The organism is Photobacterium sp. BZF1, from assembly GCF_014349205.1.
In the GTDB taxonomy this organism is placed as follows: Bacteria; Pseudomonadota; Gammaproteobacteria; order Enterobacterales; family Vibrionaceae; genus Photobacterium.
This window is the reverse complement of the sequence record NZ_JACSOF010000124.1, coordinates 1-19,405: the sequence shown is the minus strand read 5'-3', so window position 1 is coordinate 19,405 and position 19,405 is coordinate 1. Positions and strand designations below refer to the sequence as shown.

The following is a 19,405-nucleotide window of genomic DNA, read 5'->3' as shown; positions in this document are numbered from 1 at the left end:
TTCCATTAACTAAAAAGAAATCATAATTTTGATTGATTTTTAGTTTTAAAATCTTATCAAGTGAATAGTTATAGTAAAAACATTAGGTGTTTGTCTATCACGAAAAATGAGCAGTAATTTCATGTTTTCATCATTAATAATCTTTATCAATCAAAAACTATTATAGAATAGCCGTCATGAAAGAATAGCAGTGAATAAATGGCCTGAGTGAAAATTATAGGTGCTATAGGATAGCTATGGGTAGGATTTATGATGAAAAAGACTATTTTGCAATTTATGTTCACAAAGTTTTTAGCAAAACAATGATAGAAGTAGGCCACCTTTCATTAGCTGCAATTGTTGAAGTTCAATTCAAAAACAATATGAACCGATATCACAAATTGCCAATCAAATTACGTGAAGTCAAATACAAAGAAATGCAGTTTGAGCGTGGTTATTGGAAGCGTTATAGAAGGAAATAAGTGATTGATATAATTATCACTTTTTTGAATCTTTAGCGCGAGTTATTTTTTAAAATATGCAGGGAAATATTTTATGGATAAAGAACAGGCACTTAATGAGTTTAGGGTTCGTGGGTTCTCACAAGTCTATTGCTTGTTTGAGAATACATGCGGTTATATTCTCACAGGAAAATTGATTAATTACTCAATTACCTTATCTATTGATCTTATTGATAATTTTGAATCATATTTACTTATTAAAAGTGTCAGTAAGATTAATCTAGACAGTCAATCCATCAAAGTTCCCTACTCTGATAATCGTGGAGAGACACTTGAAAAATGGACCCAGTCAAACATTAGAAATATTCGTAAAATGGAAATGAAAATACAAGCAAAAAAAGTAAAAGCCATGTGTATGAGACATATGAAAAGAGCTAATAGTATTTTAATATAGGCAATATAAATAACTATAAAAAACAAGACATTCTTTTACAGGATGTTGACAGCATTAACTCTGCTCTCCTTATTCTTAGTATTTTTGCTCGTAGTTGATGTTTCAGATACCTCTCCTTCTCTAGCCTGCCAGCAGAGTCCAAAATGTTGGTCTAAGTGGCATAATAGTTACGCAGAATCAAAATCTTCTATATATTGGCGATCGTGTTCAGTTTATACAAGCTGACGGTTCGAAAAGAAATATGCAATATGGCTGTTTCTTCGATACACAGAGCCTTAATGCCCTCGATGTCGTGTTGTGGGATGTTCTTGATGGAAAATGATATGAAGTGTCTGATGTTAGCAGTAAAAAGGGAGAATAAAAGCTATTCTCCCTTTCTTCTTGATTAGATGTTGGTCACATCAATAAACATAGACTCATCAATGTTAGTGGACGAGACAACCGCTTCGCTGAACTCGTACTCTTCACGTTCGCCTTCGCGATCCAGTGGTAGGTTAACGAAGTCAAACAGGTTGCGGTCAGCCAGTTGGCTTGGGCTAACATTCTGAATTGATTTGAAAATACTCTCTACACGACCTGGGGTCTTTTTATCCCAGTCAATCAGCATTGCCTTAATTGCCTGGCGCTGCAAGTTTTCCTGAGAGCCACATAAGTTACAAGGAATAATTGGGAACTCCTTGTGTTCTGCGTATTTGATCAGGTCTTTTTCTCGGCAGTAAGTCAACGGGCGAATAACCACGTTACGGCCATCATCAGAACGTAGCTTTGGTGGCATCGCTTTAAGGCGTGAGCCATGGAACATGTTCAAGAACATAGTTTCTACAATGTCATCCAAATGGTGACCTAGAGCTAGCTTCGTCGCACCAATCTTCTCAGCGAATGAGTACAGCGTACCACGGCGTAGACGTGAGCAAAGGCCACATGTGGTCTTACCCTCTGGGATCTTCTCTTTGACTACCGAGTAGGTGTCCTTATCCACGATGTAGTATGGAATATTCAGCGTTTCAAAGTAATCCGGAAGGATATGATCAGGGAATCCTGGCTGCTTCTGATCCAAGTTAACAGCAACAACGTCAAACTTGATAGGCGCGGCTTTTTGCAGGTTAAGCAGGATATCTAGCATCGCAAATGAATCCTTACCACCACTTATGCATGCCATAACAACATCGTTTTCTTCAATCATGTTGTAGTCAATAATGGCATTACCAACATTTCTTCGTAGGCGCTTCTGAAGCTTGTTGAATTCAAGGGTTTCTTTTCTAGTGTCTGTTTGATTCATTGCGATTTCTCACACTGCCGACAGTATCGACGGTTGATTTCCTGATTGGATTTTCGTAAGGCGTGGATTATACGGATTTTTGAGGCCAGTTGAAATATTTGTCTTAGCCAAAAGCGCGTTATGGCATACACACTCACTTTGGTCGTTAACCATAATAGAAGTAGTGCTTTGTTCGTAAAGCAATTTGTCCGGATAGCAAAAGAAAGCCGCATCGAATGATGCGGCTTTAGCAGAAATGCTTTTTAGTTACTTAAACAAGCCAATGAAGAACAGCTTGATGTAGTCGATCAAACGGCTGAAAAGCCCGCCTTCTTCGACTGATTCCAATGCAACCAAGGGTACTTCGGCTACGTCTTCACCATCAACTTGATAGAAAATTTTACCTACGATTTCACCTTCGCTGATCGGGGCAGTTAGCTCTGAAGTCAACTCGACGGTTGCATTCATTTTGCTCACATCACCACGTGACAAGGTCACGTATGTATCTTCCATCGTACCTAAAGAAATGGTGTCGGTATTACCCATCCACACTTTTTCATTGATTAGCTCATCACCCTGCTTGTGCGGTGAGACAGTCTGGAAGAAACGGAAGCCGTAGTTCAATAGCTGCTTGCTCTCCGCTTCACGTGCTTTCGGACTGCTTGAGCCCATTACAACAGAAATCAAGCGCATGTCGCCTTCTGTCGCCGAGCTGGCCAAGCTGTAGCCGGCTCCACTGGTATAGCCGGTCTTCATACCGTCAACATTCAGGCTACGGTCGGCCAGTAAGCCATTACGGTTGCGCTGAGTGATATTATTGTATGTAAACGAGCGTTCGCTGTAGATTGAGTAGATGTTCGGGAGATCTTTGATTAGCGCACGGCCAAGCAATGCAATATCGTATGGTGTTGAGTACAGTTGATCGCTATCTAAACCATGTGGGTTAGAGAACGAACTGTTGTTCATGTTCAGCTTTTTGGCCCAAGAGTTCATCAGGCTAACAAATGCCCCTTCAGAACCGGCCACATGTTCAGCAATGGCCACACTGGCATCATTACCCGACTGAACAATCAAGCCACGGTACAAATCCATCATGTTTACTTCGGTATTTACCTCAATAAACATCTTTGACGAATCTGGGAAGTTACGTGCCCACGCATTGCGGCTGATCACCACCAGATCTTCTTCGCTGATGTTGCCGCTTTTCATTTCTTGGCCAGCAACATAGCTTGTCATTAGCTTAGTCAGGCTCGCTGGATTAAGTTGCTCATGGGCATTTTTTTCAACAAGAACCTGACCAGTATGGTAATCCATCAAGACATAGCCGTTTGCACCCAGTACCGGTGCATCGGGAATGACTGTAGGTGCAGCAAAGGCAGAGGCCGAAAGACAAAGTGTACCTGCAGCTAAGGTGCGAAAAGAGTGTTTCAGTTGTATATTCATTATTCTCGCCGTCGATGGTGTTATTGGGAGCAGTATATCTAACCTAAGAACGAAATCTTGTAAGCTTTACGAAGTCTTACGTTATTGTAAAATCCGTTACAACTGGCAGTTAAGTTAGTGTATTTTTTAACCCAAGATATAAAATTTCAAGCAACTTTTCCTGCTTTACTTCGCGTATTTCAATGCTGATCGCTTCAATTCATACCTGCAATCCAATATTCAGGCATAGCGCACGCGTAAAAATGCCGTTAGGATAAAGTAAAGCAATATTTTCTCAGGCAGAGATAAGTCGACATAAAGGAATGACAATGACTTTCTATGAAAAACTAGTACAGCATAATAAGAAGATTTCTCGGCTTGAACACCTTGAAGCCATTTGTGGCTGGGATCAGGCATCCATGATGCCAGAGGGAGGTAACCAAGCTCGCTCTGAAGCACTTGCAGAGCTTGCCGTTATCAAGCATGAGCTTTCAACTTCGCCACAGCTTTCTGACTGGTTTGAACAAGTCGGGCGTGAAGAGTTAGATGCTGAAAAGGTAATCAGCCTTGATGAAATGAAGCGCAGTTGGCAACAGGCTAATGTTTTACCGGCTGAACTGGTCGAGCAGAAATCTTTAGCATGCTCTAAATGTGAACATGCGTGGCGTACTCAACGTGAAAAGAATGATTGGCAAGGCTTCAGCCAGAACCTAAAAGAAGTTGTCGAACTGGCTCGGCAGGAAGCGCAAATTCGTGCTGAGGCAACAGGACTGAGCCGTTACGATGCCCTACTCGATCTGTACGAGCCTGGCATGACGACCAGCGAGCTCGATGAGCTATTCAGTGATGTAAAAAGCTGGCTTCCTGATTTGATCCAACAAATTATGGAACGTCAGAGCCAGGATGTGACCATTCAGCCAGTTGGCCCTTTCCCAGTAGATCAACAACAAGACTTAAGTCGTTCATTGATGACCAAGCTGGGTTTTGATTTTAACCATGGCCGACTGGATAAAAGTATCCACCCTTTCTGCGGCGGTGTGCCTACTGACGTCCGAATTACTACCCGTTATGATGAAGCCGACTTTACATCCGCTCTGATGGGCGTAATTCATGAAACAGGCCACGCTCGCTATGAGCAAGGATTACCTGAAAAGTGGGCTGGATTACCGGTAGGTAAAGCCCGTTCCATGGGGATCCATGAATCACAAAGCTTGTTCTTTGAAATGCAGCTTTCCCGAAGCGAATTGTTCATTGATATCCTTGCCCCGCTTGCCGCTGAGACATTTCAGCGCAATGATGACCCAGCATTATCAGCTGAGAACCTAACCTTGCTCAACACCCGAGTCAAACCAGGATACATTCGTGTTGATGCCGACGAGGCCACCTATCCTGCCCACGTTATTCTGCGTTATGAGATTGAACGGGATCTGATTGAGGGCAAAATTGAAATCGAAGATATCCCTGAATTGTGGGATAAGAAAATGTCCGAATACTTAGGAGTTTCGACTAAAGGCAATTTCACAGACGGCTGTATGCAGGATATTCACTGGACCTTCGGTGCTTTTGGCTACTTCCCATCGTACACTTTAGGCGCGATGTATGCGGCGCAATTCATGGCAGCCATCAACAAAGAAATGAATGTTGATAACCTTGTTCGTGAGCGCAATTTGCAACCTATCTTCAACTGGCTTGACCGCCATGTTTGGAAACGTGCTTCAACCGCCTCTACTGATCAGCTACTGATTGATTCAACTGGGGAAAGACTGAATGCCAAGCATTTCAAGCAGCACCTTGAGCAACGTTACCTCAAGTAAGGGAACTTGAAGCAATACCAAGCAGGATACAATGGAAAAGAAAGCCGCTAAATATTAGCGGCTTTCTTTAAAAAGGTGATTTGTGCTCTTGTCGTGGTTAGCTTAGATAACGCGTACTTTAGCTGGGCCTCTAGCCTTTCATGCTCTAAAGTTGCGTTTTTGATGCCTTGCAATCCCTCGATGGACTTAGCCCTCTTATAAAGCGATGTGCTCTGCGCAACTTTGCACTCAGCCACTTTTAGGCTGACTTTTAACTCTTCGGCTTGTAATTTCCATTCTTGGGCTTCTAGCTTCATAAGCTGTAAAGTGCCGTTAATACCGTTCGATGATGCTTCAGACATACTGCTCATAATGTACATAACGTTTCCTCATCGCTAGTTGATGGCGGTAGATTACCAGTACAAAAAAACACCACTTACCATTTTGCGCCATCCCGCATTATCTTGATCCGGTTTATACTCAATGCATCTTTAGCTTTAGGAGGCTGACAATGAAATATACGGCTGGCGATCTCGATTACAAAGGTGAAGAGTCAGGGGTGCATAACTGGATCACCAAACAAGGCAAGAGCTTTTACTGGCATCCAGATTGGCTACACATTGCTGAAGACCAAACCGGCCTCCATGCCAAGCAGCAGCTAGATATTGTAGGAGATGAAAAAGGAACCAAAGACCACGCCGTACTCGCAATCTTAAAGCACCTGAACGATTGGATGGTTGATGAAATAGACAAACACCCAGAAGTGAAGAATGAACCGAAGTTGTAGGTATAAACATCAAAGGCACTGATTGGAAAGTGCCTTTGGTTATTACATTAAGCTAAGTTCAAGGACAGAGTTTACCGAGTCACCATTCCACTTATAGGTAAAGTGTCGGCTTTGACAGACTTTATTTACCAAGACAGGTTTGTACAGTACATAGCAATCATGACCTTGGTGCCGAACAGATTGGTATACAATCCCATCCCCTTTTGCGACTTTGATATCATTCGCCAATGACTGAGAATGGATGTAATTGGTTGGGTGATACAGCGGAGAATCTAATAGGTGCTGTTCGCGTAAATCTACTAACTCTGCGTTGAACCAAGCATCAATACAGCGCATCTGAATATCCTGGGCCGGCTCATTGGTATAGCCCATGACCCGCTCCATATGGTGAACGGTTTCTTTTATCGCGGTGTTCACTTCAGGTGAAGCATAATAACCACCGAAATCTGATGTATTGAACCGAGCGCCATCTGGGTTTACATGGGTAAACGCCGCCATAACATAGCTACAATGCGGGATCCCGACTAACCTCTCCTCTGGAGGTATGCGGCCGAAATCACCGGTTTCTTCGGCAAGCCTTGGGTTGGTTATGGCCTCAATAGCAAAGATCGCTTCGAGCTGATCCGGGTCTGCGACATCTTCGTACAAGTTGATTGGTGGATATTTCGAAGGAATCAATCGGTAGCAAAGCTGGTCAGAAAAGGACGCCTTATTCATATCATCGAGTTTAGTGTCCATTTATGATTGTCCGCCTCGCCACGCATTGAGCCTTGTCGCGACTTGATAAAGGTCAACAACTTTTCCCTGACACATAATTTCCATCGCCGAACGGCCAGCAAAGAATGGATGGCTATTCGGTCTTTGTACCCAGTTATATACACTCTCTTCCGCAGTGAACATGATGCGCAGGCACTTATGGATATTAAGGATATAACTCATTCTTTCCAATAGATCTTTCGAGACTTTGGCTGACTCTGGATGTGTGCGGTACTTGTTCAGCGTTGAGCGGCTGCTTAATCCAAGCAGTGCCATTTGCTGACTTTGACTACATGACCATTTATCAAGAATGTTAAATACAACGGGCAAGACGGTATTTCCCGCCTGAGCAAGTTGCTGAGATTGATTGGCTTGGGCTGCATTCATTACCACCACTCCATTTGTCTATATATGGACAATATTAGCATGTCTGTTTTAAAGCAACCACTCAGAACTTGTTCATATTTAAGCATCAGATAAAAAAATACCCAGCTTTTGCTGGGTATTACATTTACCTACACACAGGGTTGAAGCGGTAAGCTTAAGCCTGCGTACTTTTCGCAGTGTTCTCGGCAATCTTCACAATAACCTTAACAGCCTGCTCCATTCCTTCAATCGTGATGAATTCATGGATGCCATGGAAATTGTAGCCACCGGTGAAAATGTTCGGGCAAGGAAGTCCCATAAATGACAGACGTGCACCATCAGTACCACCACGGATAGGTTTGATCAATGGCTGCACATCACATTCAATCATCGCTTGCTTGGCAAACTCAATAATGTGCGGGTGAGGCTCAACCATTTCACGCATGTTGTTGTAACAATCAGTCAAAACCAGCTCAACACGGCCTTTCTTCAACTGGCTGTTCAGTTCATCGACTTTAGCTTGCATGAAGGCTTTACGGCGCTCCAAGCCTTCACGGTCGAAGTCACGGATAATGTAACCAAGCTCGGTACGGGCAACCGCTGGCTCCATAGATTTAAGATGATAGAAGCCTTCGTAGCCTTCTGTACATTCTGGTGTTTCTTCAGCCGGCATCATCAACTGGAACTGCGCTGCGATGTTCATGGCGTTAACCATCTTGTTCTTGGCTGTACCAGGGTGAACATTGATACCGTGACAGATAACATCTGCAGAAGTGGCATTAAAGTTTTCGTACTCCAATTCACCCACTGGGCCACCATCGATAGTGTAAGCCCATTTCGCACCAAATTTTTCCACATCAAACAGGTTGGCACCACGACCAATCTCTTCATCTGGAGTAAAACCAATGCAAATATCGCCATGTGGAATTTCAGGGTTCGCTTTAAGGTGAGCAACCGCAGTAATAATTTCGGCAATACCGGCTTTGTTATCAGCACCTAGTAGAGTGGTTCCGTCAGTGGTGATCAGGTTATGGCCGTGTAGCTTGTTCAGATCTGGGTATTGAATAGGTGAAAGTACTTCATCTCCAATACCAAGGGCGATATCACCGCCTTGGTAGTTTTCAACGATCTGAGGCTTCACATCTTTGCCTGACGCATCTGGCGCTGTATCCATATGGGCAATAAAGCCAATTGCCGGTACGTCGTAGTCCACGTTCGAAGGCAATCGTGCAGTCAGGTAACCATTGTCATCCAGTGTGACATCTGAAAGCCCGAGCTCATCCAGCTCTTCTTTCAGTTGTTGAGCTAATACGCGCTGCCCTTCAGTACTTGGGCAGTGGGCATTGGCTGGGTTAGATTGAGTTTCAAAGCTTACGTATCGTAGAAAACGCTCAATTAAGTTATCCATGTCCCACTCATTTTGATCAATTCAGTTAATATTCCCAGCAAGTATCCTGATAGGAGCAACTAAATGAATTGCGATGAATCAGTTTTTTGTGCATTAAGTGGAGATTAGTTAGAGCACAGACCAATTTTTTTAACGCAAATCACACCAAACCCGGTATTTTTGATTAACAAATCAACAATTAGTTTGCTTATAAACTGCCAAGACCGTCTTCGTGAGTTAACGCTATGTGAATGATTCACATGCAAGCTACTTGAGCGATGAATAATTCGACTGAGCCTGATCGTCACCTCGGTGAAGCCGAAGTTAAAGTGTGTGGAAATGTAAAATGTAGATCAGCCGCTATAGAACGCACATCTTATTTAGCCGCCGTTCAGTATGTGTGACATTGGTAGAAAATATTTTCTCAAATAGTGCATAAGATGAATTTAAACCAAGGAGGTCTTATGCTGACAAATCTATTTCTACCGCATGAACCCATTGAAAAAACTTTGGATGTTCAAATACCTGTTATCAACGATAATATTCCAGCCAAGCTCAAACTGAGATATAGAAAAGGACAATTAAAAGCAAACTTACACTTCTGTAATAAAGATGGAAATGAAAAGCTAGATCTGTTCTACCCTCGTATTGCTTCCGAGTTCAAGCGTCAGGCGAAGCTTAATTTTACTCAATGCTGCCAATCTCGTTACTTACCCAACTCTTTACTTACTTCTCAAGTGTCGAAGTGGTGCAATGACAACGCCAAGTTGTATATCTCTTACGAAACATCAGATGGAATCAAAGTGACCGAACATCAAAAAGGAGGTATCAGAATCAAAGCCAAAAATAGTGATTTAAATGTTTAACTTTCCTTCTATTTATAAAAAGCCCGGATTAGTATCCGGGCTTTCTTTATTGAGGCGATGTTTTAAATCAGGCTTGAGGGATCCAAGGTGTCACTTTTACTGCTGGCTGTTCAAAACTGACTGATTGGTCATCGGCAAGGGAGGAAAGTTCGATAACTTGTGTCTCACCATTACCAAAGTGAACAACAACACCTTCAACGTCCGGCATGAACCAACCGGAGAACATACCACCTAAATCAGACAGCATCTGATTCATTTGAGGGACAAGCTTGGCAACTTCTGATTGCTCTATAGACGTACCGTAATCTTTCTTCGCAATGACCTGCATAGACACATCACAGGTAATGCCATCATCGATGACGAACGTGACATCAGGGTTGGCCTGACGCAAGTTACTGTCGACGGGAACAGACAATTCGTTATTGGTTGGAATGACAAGTTGTTCGAAATGCTTGTCCTTTCGCATAGACCCTTCATGGATCTGACAGACGCTGCCGTCTTGCTGGTTAAGAAGGAACAATGCAATTTTTACATCATCATGCCCTTCTTTCACATTCTGCTTGAGCTTGCTGTAGAGTGTGCTGTAACGCATTTCGATGTTCTGCGCTGCTGCTTCCTGAGCATAGAGTGATGTACTGGCAAATAAGCCAGCCAAAAGCCAATAGGTCAACTTCATCCTTTATCCTTGGCGCCAATATTGATTGTTATGCTTGATCATGGCTTGTATCTCATCGACATATGCCTGACCACGTTCTGAGTAACGGCTCAGCCCTTCTGCTAGTTTCGTCCCTTCAATCACCTCTCCGGTCAATCGCTGGGCAGCGCGGATATCACGCAGGTCCTGATAGGCTCGATTGGTATTTACATTCATGAAGTACGCTTGTACCGACAAATAAGGTGATGCAAAGACAGCCACTTCATGGTTAGCCCCGTCATTTCTGGCATTGGGGACTAAACCGCAGCCCTTACGATAACACCATTGCCCGAAATAGTTGTTTCCTTCCACTGCAAAGCGTGATGTTCCCCACCCTGATTCATTGGCAGCCTGGCTTAAAACAAGTGATTCTGGAATAACATCTACTCGGTTTAACATGGCAGTCAACCACTCGGCGGTCACTCCCTGCTCATTGAGTGTGACCTTATAGGTGTTAGCCAACTTTTCTGCGTAGTTAAATTGATCGCTTGAAAGCGCCTCACCGGAGGAGACGGCCGATTTGATGGCCTCTAAGAATTGCCGTTCTTTCTCAACCCGTTGGTTTTCATGCTCAACCGCAGGGCGCAGAAAATCAAAGAAAGCAGCTTTCTTTTGGTTAACATCGGCAATTTCGGAGAAATTAGGCTTGGAACTTTGTGATGAGGCCGCTGGGGCCTCATCGCTAGAGCTTTGAGAAGGTATTTCACCACATGCTGTCAATCCACTGACAAATGCAAGAATGGCAACTTTACTGGTTGTTATATTTTTTATCACGCGTCAAAAACCTTTGGATCCCCCTGCTGGTTTTGGTCGTTATCGTCTTGGCCTTTCTGAACCGTTGTGACATGCAGCGACACGCCAAATAGGTTTCGGTAAATAATGGCTTTCACATTGAAGAAGAATGGGATTGTCCAAATTAAACCGATGCCAGCAGTGGCAAATGAAATAATAAACATTGTTAGGATGACAATGAAAATTGCTGTCATCGGCAATAGTTTACGTAAAGTTGCGACCAGTGAAAACTGAATTGCTTTCAATGGTGACAAACGTTTTTCACATACCAGCATAATGGCTAGGCTAAAACCCATAGAAAGCAGCATGCCGAGAATCGGGAAAATTGCATTGGCTATGCCCTGCAGGGAAGCACTTAGCAAAACGGTAATAATAGACACCAAAGCAAAAGGGAAGCCTTTAACCAAGTAACTTGGTTTGCTCGGTAAACCTACCGCATGGTTCAATGCCATCAAGCTCACACCTGCCAATAGCGGTGCGCTCAAAACATCAGACCAGAAATTTGCCATATAGCCCGCTTCAATGACAGAAGAAGAAATCTCCCCGCCAGTAATTATGGCATCGAAGAATGTTGCAGCACTGCCTAATTGAACTTGGAGTCCAAGAAGAAGCAAGGCAACTTGGGCCAGAAACAAACCAATAACAGCTGGCAAGAAAGTCAGAAAATTCTTGGCTGTGATCTTCCAGGCCTCTTGAAGCACTGACAGAGACTGAAGTTCGCTCTCACCCTTCAATGCTCTTTCGATTGAACCGCCAACTTGGAATGTTTTGTTATTCATTTGTATTTCACTAACTATTACACACTTGGCCCGTGATTGTACGCTAGTTAGGCACGATAGAGAAACTTTGGTAGTAAAACAGCCTCTGCTGCCATAGTGTGATTTTTGTTGGCGAATTAACCAACCTGTCTGAATACACTATGATTAATAGGTTACGCCTCAGCATTAACCTAGTTTACTTATTGATTTATAAGCTTAATTTTACTTAGTGCTAACGCGTTACATTGACTGTCATAAAACAAAGATATGTGAGTGTAAAAATAGTCTGAGAAATTGGAAAAAAACGCTTTGAATTACACGGTTAGGGGACTATTATGCGCCCCCTAAATTCAACCTAATAGTTGGGGGGATTATCTATGAAACCCCTGGGTGGAGAACTTGTAGAATTGAACGCTGCAGAAACAACTAAAGCACCGGTGATTCAGCTAAAAGGGCTGAGCAAAAGCTTCGACGGCAAGCAGATCATCACTGGTCTCGATCTGAATGTAAACGATGGTGAATTCCTAACCATCCTTGGCCCTTCTGGCTGTGGTAAAACAACTGTACTTCGCCTTATCGCCGGTTTTGAAAATGCCGATGCGGGACAGATTGTTATTGCCGGCAAAGATGTGACAGCAATTCCGGCGGAACAGCGCAACGTAAATACTGTATTCCAGAGTTACGCGCTATTTCCGCACATGACGGTATTTGAAAATGTTGCCTTCGGTTTGCGTATGCAAAAAGTCGCCGAAAGCGAGATTGAACCGCGTGTAATGGATGCGCTACGCATGGTGCAACTTGAAAAGTTTGCTCCACGTAAGCCTCACCAGTTATCAGGTGGCCAGCAGCAGCGTGTCGCTATCGCACGTGCGGTTGTGAACAAGCCAAAAGTATTGTTGTTAGATGAATCTCTGTCTGCGTTGGACTACAAACTTCGCAAGCAGATGCAGATCGAGCTTAAACAGCTGCAGCGTAAATTGGGGATTACCTTCATTTTCGTTACCCACGATCAAGAAGAAGCCCTTTCGATGTCAGACCGTATCATTGTTATGCGCTCTGGTAACGTTGAGCAAGACGGTTCTCCCCGTGAAATTTACGAAGAGCCAGAAAACCTATTTGTTGCGCGCTTCATCGGCGAAATCAACGTGTTTGATGCTGTCGTCAAAGAGCGCCTAGATGAAACCCGCGTATTGGCGAATGTTGAAGGACGCCCTTCCATGATCCACTGCAAGCTACCAGTTAGCCCGGGTGACAAGGTTAAGGTATTACTGCGACCTGAAGATATTCGTCTTGAAGAAATCAACAATGGTGACGAAGCACAAGGCATCATTGGCTATATCCGTGAACGTACCTACAAGGGTATGACGCTTGACTCAGTGGTTGAGCTGGAGACGGGCACGTCTGTCATGGTAAGTGAATTCTTCAACGAAGATGATCCTGATGTGGACCACTCTCTGGATCAAAAAGTTGCGGTTACTTGGGTTGAAAGCTGGGAAGTGGTGCTGGCAGATGAACAAGAAGCTTAATCTTCAAAACATCATCATAACCATCATTGTTGGTTGGCTGTTGCTGTTTGTTTTTATTCCCAACCTGATGATTATCGGGACCAGTTTTCTGACCCGAGATGATGCAAACCTGATTGAAATGACCTTTACATTGGACAACTACATCCGGTTGTTCGATCCGCTTTATGCCAAGGTCATGATGCACTCGTTCTACATGGCGCTGGTGGCCACACTACTTTGTTTGGTGATTGGCTACCCGTTTGCCTACGCGATTGCAAAGATGCCTGAGAAATGGCGTCCGTTTATGCTGTTTTTGGTGATTGTGCCGTTTTGGACCAACTCATTGATCCGTACTTATGGCTTGAAGATTATGTTGGGTACCCGAGGTATTTTGAACAATACCCTGATCTACCTAGACATAATCGATAAGCCGCTGCGAATCATGTACACCGAGTATGCGGTGATGGTTGGACTGGTCTACATTCTTCTACCGTTTATGGTGTTACCGCTTTATTCGGCAATTGAGAAGCTTGATCACAACTATATTGAAGCAGCTCGTGACTTGGGTGCGAACAAGTTCCAGACATTCGTGAAAGTGATTTTTCCACTGACAATGCCAGGCATCATTGCAGGCTGTCTACTGGTGCTACTACCTGCCCTTGGTATGTTCTATGTGTCTGACCTATTGGGCGGCGCGAAGAACCTACTGATCGGTAACGTAATTAAGAGCCAGGTATTGAACGCCCGCGACTGGCCGTTCGGTGCTGCAACCAGTATTGCATTGACGATCGCGATGGCAGTCATGCTGTACGCCTACTACCGGGCAGGCAAACTGCTTAACCGTAAAGTGGAGCTTGAATAATGGGACGCGCATTTAAATTCAGTTTTATGACTGTGGTGTATGCCTTCCTATATACACCAATCATTATCCTGATTGTTAACTCATTCAATGCCAGTAAGTTCGGCATGAAATGGGGCGGTTTTACCACCAAGTGGTATCACCAGTTGGTCAACAACGACAGCTTGATGCAGGCAGCATGGCACTCTTTGAACATTGCCGTGTTCTCTGCGACCGCTGCAGCGATTATTGGTAGCTTGACGGCTGTTGCCCTCTTCCGCTACCAGTTCCGAGGCAAGCATTTTGTCAACGGCATGCTGTTTGTGGTGATGATGTCACCGGATATCGTGATGGCTATCTCGTTGTTGGCACTCTTTATCTTGGTCGGTGCTGAACTAGGGTTCCTAACCCTGTTGCTTTCGCACATTACATTCTGCCTACCATTCGTAGTGGTGACAGTTTACAGCCGCTTGAAAGGCTTTGATGTAAAAATGCTAGAAGCAGCACGTGACTTGGGCGCTAGCGAATGGGTTATCCTGAAGCAGATCATCCTGCCTCTGGCCAAGCCTGCTGTTGCCGCCGGTTGGTTATTAAGTTTTACCCTGTCGCTGGATGACGTGATTGTTAGCTCATTCGTGACAGGTCCAAGCTACGAAATTTTGCCTTTGAAGATTTACTCCATGGTTAAAGTGGGTATCTCACCAGAAGTGAATGCATTGGCTACAATTATGCTGATTGTATCTTTGATTCTGGTTGTCAGCTCTCAGCTACTCGCTAGAGAAAAGATCAAATAAGGCTAGCAACACCGCTTTAAATTTGGCTATAGCCAAAGAACGAGCAAGTGGCCTTCGGGCCACTTGTTTTGTATTAACACCCTAAAAGGGTTTTGGAGATGATAATCTAATGAAAAAATGGTCCGCTTTTCTAGCCGGTACTGCATGCGCTGCTGCAATGTTATCTAACGTTGCCAATGCCGCAGACAAGGAATTAGTCTTTATGAACTGGGGCCCGTATATTTCTACGGAGCTACGTGAGCAGTTCACTAAAGAAACTGGTATTAAAGTGATTTATTCGACTTACGAGTCGAACGAGACTATGTACGCTAAGTTAAAAGCCCACCCCCAAGGTTACGACCTGGTTGTGCCGTCAACTTACTTCGTTGCTAAAATGCGCGATGAAGGCATGTTACAGAAAATCGATAAATCAAAGCTAACCAACTTCAAAGAGCTTGATAAGAATTATCTGGATAAGCCTTTTGACCCAAACAACGACTACTCGATCCCACACGTTATCGCAATGACAGGCTTGGCAGTCAACACTGACATGTACGACCCTGCCGATTTTGATAGTTGGGCGGACCTTTGGAATCCTGAGCTTGAAGGCCAACTGATGCTTATGGATGACACGCGAGAAGTGTTCCACATTGCTCTGCGCAAATTAGGTTACTCAGGTAACACCACCGATCCTAAACAGATCGATGAAGCTTACGAAGAACTGAAGAAGCTGATGCCAAACGTATTGGTATTCAACTCTGACAACCCTGCAGCACCTTACCTTGCCGGTGAAGTCGGTTTGGGCATGCTTTGGAATGGTTCAGCAGCCGCTGCGCAAAAAGAAGGCTTGCCTATTGAGCTAATTTGGCCAAAAGAGGGCGGTATCTTCTGGGTTGATAGTCTAGCCATTGCCAAAAACGCGCAGAATGTTGAAGCAGCCCACAAGATGATTGATTTCTTGTTGCGCCCTGACGTCGCAGCCAAGATCTCAGAGGAAACGGGTTACCTAACTGCTGTTGAAGCCTCTAACGCTAAATACAAAGACAACCCTACTCTATTCCCACCTCAAGAAGACCTTGATCGTGGTGAGTGGCAGGATGCAGTAGGCGAAATGAACATCCGTTACGAGAATTACTTCCTGGAACTAAAAGCCGGACAGTAATTTCCGCTTAAATTGATTCTAAGGCAGCTCTTTAGCTGCCTTTTTTTATACCCAAAATAGACTGATATTGACTATTAATAGTTCAGACAGTTATTAGGCGTTGATATTCCATATCATAATCATTCTATTCCCTGTTATAATATGCTCTTAAAAGCGTTGTATTATCAGTGCTTTTTACAGAACCTTACTACCCAAGAAATCTGGGTATACATCCGACGTTTAGCTTACGGGCTAAGCACAACGACACCTTGCAGGAGAAGCGGTTAGTACTTCACCGTGATGATTTTCATCCATAATTAGTACATTCGCTAGAGAACACTCTCAAAATCCCATTTAGTTTGGAGCATATAACAATGAAAAAATGGTCTTCTTTAATGGCCGGTGGTGTTTGCGCAATGGCAATGTTTTCGAACATGGCAACAGCTGCAGACAAAGAGCTATATTTCTACAACTGGTCTGAATATATCCCTTCAGAAGTTCTGGAACAGTTCACGAAAGAAACGGGCATTAAAGTGATTTATTCGACCTACGAGTCGAATGAAACCATGTACGCAAAGCTGAAAACCCATGGTGACGGTTACGATCTAGTGGTTCCATCAACCTACTACGTATCGAAAATGCGTGAAGAAAATATGTTGCAAAAAATCGACAAGTCAAAGCTAAGCCACTTTGATGAAATCGATCCAAACTTCCTGCACAAGCCATTCGACCCTGAGAATGATTACTCTATCCCTTACATCTGGGGTGCGACCGGTATCGGTGTTAACACTGATATGATGGACAAAGAAGAAGTAACAAGCTGGGCAGACCTATGGGACCCGAAATGGGAAGGTCAGCTAATGATGATGGATGATGCGCGTGAGTTCTTTCACATCGCCCTTCGTAAGCTTGGTTTCTCTGCGAACACCAAAAATCCTGAAGAGATTAAGGCTGCCTACGAAGAGCTTAAGAAGCTAATGCCAAATGTATTAGTATTTAACTCTGACTACCCTGCAAACCCATACATGGCAGGTGAGACGTCTCTAGGTATGCTTTGGAATGGCTCTGCCTACATGGCTCGCCAGGAAGGTGCAGAAATCGACATCGTATGGCCAAAAGAAGGTGCTATCTTCTGGATGGACAGCATCTCTATCCCAGCTAACGCCAAGAATGTTGATGCGGCGCATCAGATGATCGACTTCCTACTTCGCCCTGAAAATGCAGCTAAAATCGCTTTGGAAATTGGCTACCCAACACCTGTTGCGACTGCGAAAGACAAACTACCCGCTGATTTTGTCAACGATCCAAGTATCTACCCACCACAAGAAGTGATGGATGCAGGTGAATGGCAAGACAGCGTAAATGGCGCAAACACTATTTACGAAGAGTACTACCAGAAGCTTAAAGCGGGTCAGTAATCCCCTCTTCTTGATATTTTAAAACTCGGGCTCCGGCCCGAGTTTTTTTATCCATTAAATCTCCTCGAGCAATCCATTCATTGCTGTGTTTAGCCATTTGACCGCTGGGCCAACAGACTTCCCTTTCGGAGCCACACACTCTACCGGAACTTGCCATTCCTTATGATCGAAGGTAACAGGCAAGATTTTCATTCTTCCCATCTTTGCTCTCTGTTTAGCTTCATGACTTGGCAGGTAGGTCCAACCAATACCTTTTTCTACATATTGGATCAAGACATGGTGATCGTTTGTCCACCAATGCGTAGACGATATCGGCGGCATATAAGCCATAGATTTACCACTCTCACCTCTTACCATTAGCTGGCGGTATGGTATTAAATCGGCAGGCGTGACACTGTCATGTTTTGATAGTGGATGGCCAAGGCTAGCAACGGGCACAAACTTAATGCTGCCAATGTACCGTACATCCAGTTCTTTGAAATAAACCATATCAGTTAGCATGACACCAAGATCCCCTTTCCCGCTAAGTAACAAGTTGGGAATATCAGTACTACTTGCCAGCATGGTACTCAACGTTGTCGAACGAAAGTGCTGACTAAACTCATCGGCAATTGTACTGAGTTTATCTATCAGCAAATTATCATCAATTAAGATGGTGATTTCAGTTTCCTGGTAATCACTCAGCGCCTTCGCAGCACTTTGTAATTCAAAGCTCTGCTGTAACGTAGCTTCCGCAAACCGAAGTAAATGCCGACCTTGTTCTGTGAGCGTTGGCTTGCGAGTAGAGCGATCAAACAGTTCGACATTCAAGTCAATTTCGAGGTTTGCTATCCCCTGACTCACTGCAGATTGGACTTTTCCCAGTTGTCTGGCACAGGCCGAAAAAGACCCGAGCTTAGCTGCATTCACGAACATCTGGAGTTGTTCAAGATTGTACATACTATCAGTAAAAGTGATGATAACTAACTAGATTAAATCACAGATAACGATACATTACACGCACAAAACAACTTGCATTAGCTCAGGAAAATAATGATGACAATTAAAGAACGTATCTTGCACACCGTAATGTTTGAGGTGTTTGCCTTAGTGATATTAATGGGAGCCGCAACGATTTTTACCAGACATAACCCCGCCGTAGTCGGTGGACTTAGTGTGGTCATGTCATTAATCGCAATGGCATGGAACTACGTCTACAATGTGATATTTGATAAATTTGTTGGTGAAGATCGTTTAAGCAGAACCGTTAAAACCCGAATTTTGCATGGCCTTGGATTCGAAGGAGGGCTAATATTTGTCACGATTCCCGTATTAATGTGGGTATTAAAGTTAGATTTTTGGACTGTATTAATTCTGGACTTGGGAATTGTGATTTTCTTTTTGGTCTATGCAATCATCTATAACTGGGCATATGATCACGTTAAAGCAAAGTTTCTCACAAAGCCTATACAGAGTAATATCCGTGTATCGGATTGTTAAGCTAAAACGATAAAAGAAAACCAAACTTAAGATAGAAATAGAACGCCCGCTAACTGCGGGCGTTTTTATTTGGAGATCAGTTCAGCAACTTGTAACCAAGCGTTCTTCAGTAAGCTACAAAAATATGCATAAAGGCGCTTAATAAAAAAGTTATCCCAGTAGCCTATCGATTACAAGCAACCCAGTCCCCCCACTCTATGCAGGGGGTAATATTCACCAGTTCATACCACTAGGTATACGTTTGAACTATTAAACATGAAAGTAGTAACTATCTGTTTTATTGACTTAATACATATTAAAAAATGAAACATCCTTTTTTGAGCTGCTGATTGATTGATCAAAACAATGTCATCCGTACAATATCTAAACAAGCAACCCATACTCATAATGATTACAACTTATAATAAATAAAACCACACCTATACAGACCAAGGTAATTGCCGTGTATAAAAAACAATATAGTCAGACTCGAAGAACC

The 19,405-nt window shown here is 43.6% G+C and carries 21 protein-coding genes; 11 read left to right on the top strand and 10 right to left on the bottom strand.

Going from position 1 to position 19,405, the window contains the following annotated elements; genetic code table 11:
- Positions 1–236: 236 nt before the first annotated feature.
- Both BIZ37_RS22565 and BIZ37_RS22560 read left to right on the top strand, forming a co-directional pair.
- A complete protein-coding gene (locus BIZ37_RS22565) occupies positions 237–461 on the top strand; it encodes a hypothetical protein (RefSeq protein ID WP_187463430.1) in 225 nt (74 codons plus the stop codon).
- A gap of 73 nt (positions 462–534) precedes the next feature.
- Complete coding sequence (locus tag BIZ37_RS22560) at positions 535–894, top strand: hypothetical protein (protein WP_187463429.1); 360 nt, start codon at positions 535–537, stop codon at positions 892–894.
- Positions 895–1,279: 385 nt separating this feature from the next.
- On the opposite strand, the gene ttcA is transcribed toward BIZ37_RS22560, so the two are convergent.
- The gene (ttcA, locus tag BIZ37_RS22555; protein WP_107298135.1) at positions 1,280–2,173 is read right to left on the bottom strand and encodes a tRNA 2-thiocytidine(32) synthetase TtcA; all 894 of its coding nucleotides are present in this window, start codon (positions 2,171–2,173) and stop codon (positions 1,280–1,282) included.
- Positions 2,174–2,419: 246 nt separating this feature from the next.
- A complete protein-coding gene (locus tag BIZ37_RS22550) occupies positions 2,420–3,595 on the bottom strand; it encodes a D-alanyl-D-alanine carboxypeptidase family protein (RefSeq protein WP_107298134.1) in 1,176 nt (391 codons plus the stop codon).
- Between the two features lie 308 nt (positions 3,596–3,903).
- Here BIZ37_RS22550 and BIZ37_RS22545 point away from each other — a divergent pair, with 308 nt between their 5' ends.
- Positions 3,904–5,388: a carboxypeptidase M32 gene (locus BIZ37_RS22545; protein ID WP_187463428.1), complete on the top strand. Its 1,485-nt coding sequence runs from the start codon at positions 3,904–3,906 to the stop codon at positions 5,386–5,388.
- Positions 5,389–5,435: 47 nt separating this feature from the next.
- Here BIZ37_RS22545 and BIZ37_RS22540 read toward each other — a convergent pair whose 3' ends face one another.
- A complete protein-coding gene (locus BIZ37_RS22540) occupies positions 5,436–5,747 on the bottom strand; it encodes a hypothetical protein (RefSeq protein WP_187463427.1) in 312 nt (103 codons plus the stop codon).
- A gap of 131 nt (positions 5,748–5,878) precedes the next feature.
- On the opposite strand from BIZ37_RS22540, the gene BIZ37_RS22535 reads away from it, so the two are divergent.
- Complete coding sequence (locus tag BIZ37_RS22535; RefSeq protein ID WP_187463426.1) at positions 5,879–6,154, top strand: hypothetical protein; 276 nt, start codon at positions 5,879–5,881, stop codon at positions 6,152–6,154.
- A gap of 42 nt (positions 6,155–6,196) precedes the next feature.
- Here the strand turns inward: BIZ37_RS22535 and BIZ37_RS22530 are convergent, their stop codons facing one another.
- The 3 genes from BIZ37_RS22530 to pepT all read right to left on the bottom strand — a co-directional run bounded on the left by BIZ37_RS22530 (position 6,197) and on the right by pepT (position 8,684).
- Complete coding sequence (locus tag BIZ37_RS22530) at positions 6,197–6,892, bottom strand: RES family NAD+ phosphorylase (protein ID WP_255526866.1); 696 nt, start codon at positions 6,890–6,892, stop codon at positions 6,197–6,199.
- Positions 6,893–7,297: an MbcA/ParS/Xre antitoxin family protein gene (locus BIZ37_RS22525; protein WP_187463425.1), complete on the bottom strand. Its 405-nt coding sequence runs from the start codon at positions 7,295–7,297 to the stop codon at positions 6,893–6,895.
- A 154-nt stretch (positions 7,298–7,451) separates the two neighbouring features.
- On the bottom strand, positions 7,452–8,684 hold the full coding sequence (gene pepT, locus BIZ37_RS22520; RefSeq protein ID WP_187463424.1) for a peptidase T: 1,233 nt from the start codon (positions 8,682–8,684) through the stop codon (positions 7,452–7,454).
- A 443-nt stretch (positions 8,685–9,127) separates the two neighbouring features.
- On the opposite strand from pepT, the gene BIZ37_RS22515 reads away from it, so the two are divergent.
- Entirely contained in the window at positions 9,128–9,529 is a 402-nt protein-coding gene (locus BIZ37_RS22515) for a hypothetical protein (RefSeq protein ID WP_107298128.1), read from the top strand.
- Between the two features lie 67 nt (positions 9,530–9,596).
- On the opposite strand, the gene BIZ37_RS22510 is transcribed toward BIZ37_RS22515, so the two are convergent.
- The 3 genes from BIZ37_RS22510 to BIZ37_RS22500 are packed head-to-tail and all read right to left on the bottom strand — an operon-like array spanning position 9,597 to position 11,794.
- Positions 9,597–10,205, bottom strand: coding sequence for a DUF2987 domain-containing protein (locus tag BIZ37_RS22510; protein WP_187463423.1), 609 nt, complete (start codon positions 10,203–10,205; stop codon positions 9,597–9,599).
- Between the two features lie 3 nt (positions 10,206–10,208).
- Positions 10,209–10,997 carry a glucosaminidase domain-containing protein gene (locus tag BIZ37_RS22505; RefSeq protein ID WP_370577529.1) on the bottom strand — a complete coding sequence of 263 codons (789 nt, stop codon included), beginning with the start codon at positions 10,995–10,997 and terminating at the stop codon, positions 10,209–10,211.
- Positions 10,994–11,794 carry a hypothetical protein gene (locus BIZ37_RS22500; protein ID WP_187463422.1) on the bottom strand — a complete coding sequence of 267 codons (801 nt, stop codon included), beginning with the start codon at positions 11,792–11,794 and terminating at the stop codon, positions 10,994–10,996. The genes BIZ37_RS22505 and BIZ37_RS22500 overlap by 4 nt, the downstream gene beginning before the upstream one ends.
- A 386-nt stretch (positions 11,795–12,180) precedes the next feature.
- Between BIZ37_RS22500 and potA the strand changes: the two genes are divergently transcribed.
- From potA to BIZ37_RS22475, 5 genes are all read left to right on the top strand, one after another.
- Positions 12,181–13,299 carry a spermidine/putrescine ABC transporter ATP-binding protein PotA gene (gene potA / locus BIZ37_RS22495; RefSeq protein ID WP_187463432.1) on the top strand — a complete coding sequence of 373 codons (1,119 nt, stop codon included), beginning with the start codon at positions 12,181–12,183 and terminating at the stop codon, positions 13,297–13,299.
- Positions 13,283–14,140, top strand: coding sequence for a spermidine/putrescine ABC transporter permease PotB (gene potB, locus BIZ37_RS22490; RefSeq protein WP_187463421.1), 858 nt, complete (start codon positions 13,283–13,285; stop codon positions 14,138–14,140). Before potA ends, potB begins: the two co-directional genes overlap by 17 nt.
- Positions 14,140–14,910, top strand: coding sequence for a spermidine/putrescine ABC transporter permease PotC (gene potC, locus BIZ37_RS22485; RefSeq protein WP_039461261.1), 771 nt, complete (start codon positions 14,140–14,142; stop codon positions 14,908–14,910). Before potB ends, potC begins: the two co-directional genes overlap by 1 nt.
- Positions 14,911–15,019: 109 nt before the next feature.
- Positions 15,020–16,051 carry an extracellular solute-binding protein gene (locus BIZ37_RS22480; RefSeq protein ID WP_187463420.1) on the top strand — a complete coding sequence of 344 codons (1,032 nt, stop codon included), beginning with the start codon at positions 15,020–15,022 and terminating at the stop codon, positions 16,049–16,051.
- 353 nt (positions 16,052–16,404) lie between these two features.
- Positions 16,405–17,448 (top strand): extracellular solute-binding protein, encoded by a 1,044-nt coding sequence (locus tag BIZ37_RS22475; protein ID WP_187463419.1) that lies wholly within the window; start codon positions 16,405–16,407, stop codon positions 17,446–17,448.
- Between the two features lie 54 nt (positions 17,449–17,502).
- Here BIZ37_RS22475 and BIZ37_RS22470 read toward each other — a convergent pair whose 3' ends face one another.
- Complete coding sequence (locus BIZ37_RS22470) at positions 17,503–18,387, bottom strand: LysR family transcriptional regulator (RefSeq protein WP_187463418.1); 885 nt, start codon at positions 18,385–18,387, stop codon at positions 17,503–17,505.
- Positions 18,388–18,483: 96 nt separating this feature from the next.
- On the opposite strand from BIZ37_RS22470, the gene BIZ37_RS22465 reads away from it, so the two are divergent.
- Positions 18,484–18,927, top strand: coding sequence for a PACE efflux transporter (locus BIZ37_RS22465; RefSeq protein ID WP_187463431.1), 444 nt, complete (start codon positions 18,484–18,486; stop codon positions 18,925–18,927).
- Positions 18,928–19,405 lie beyond the last annotated feature (478 nt).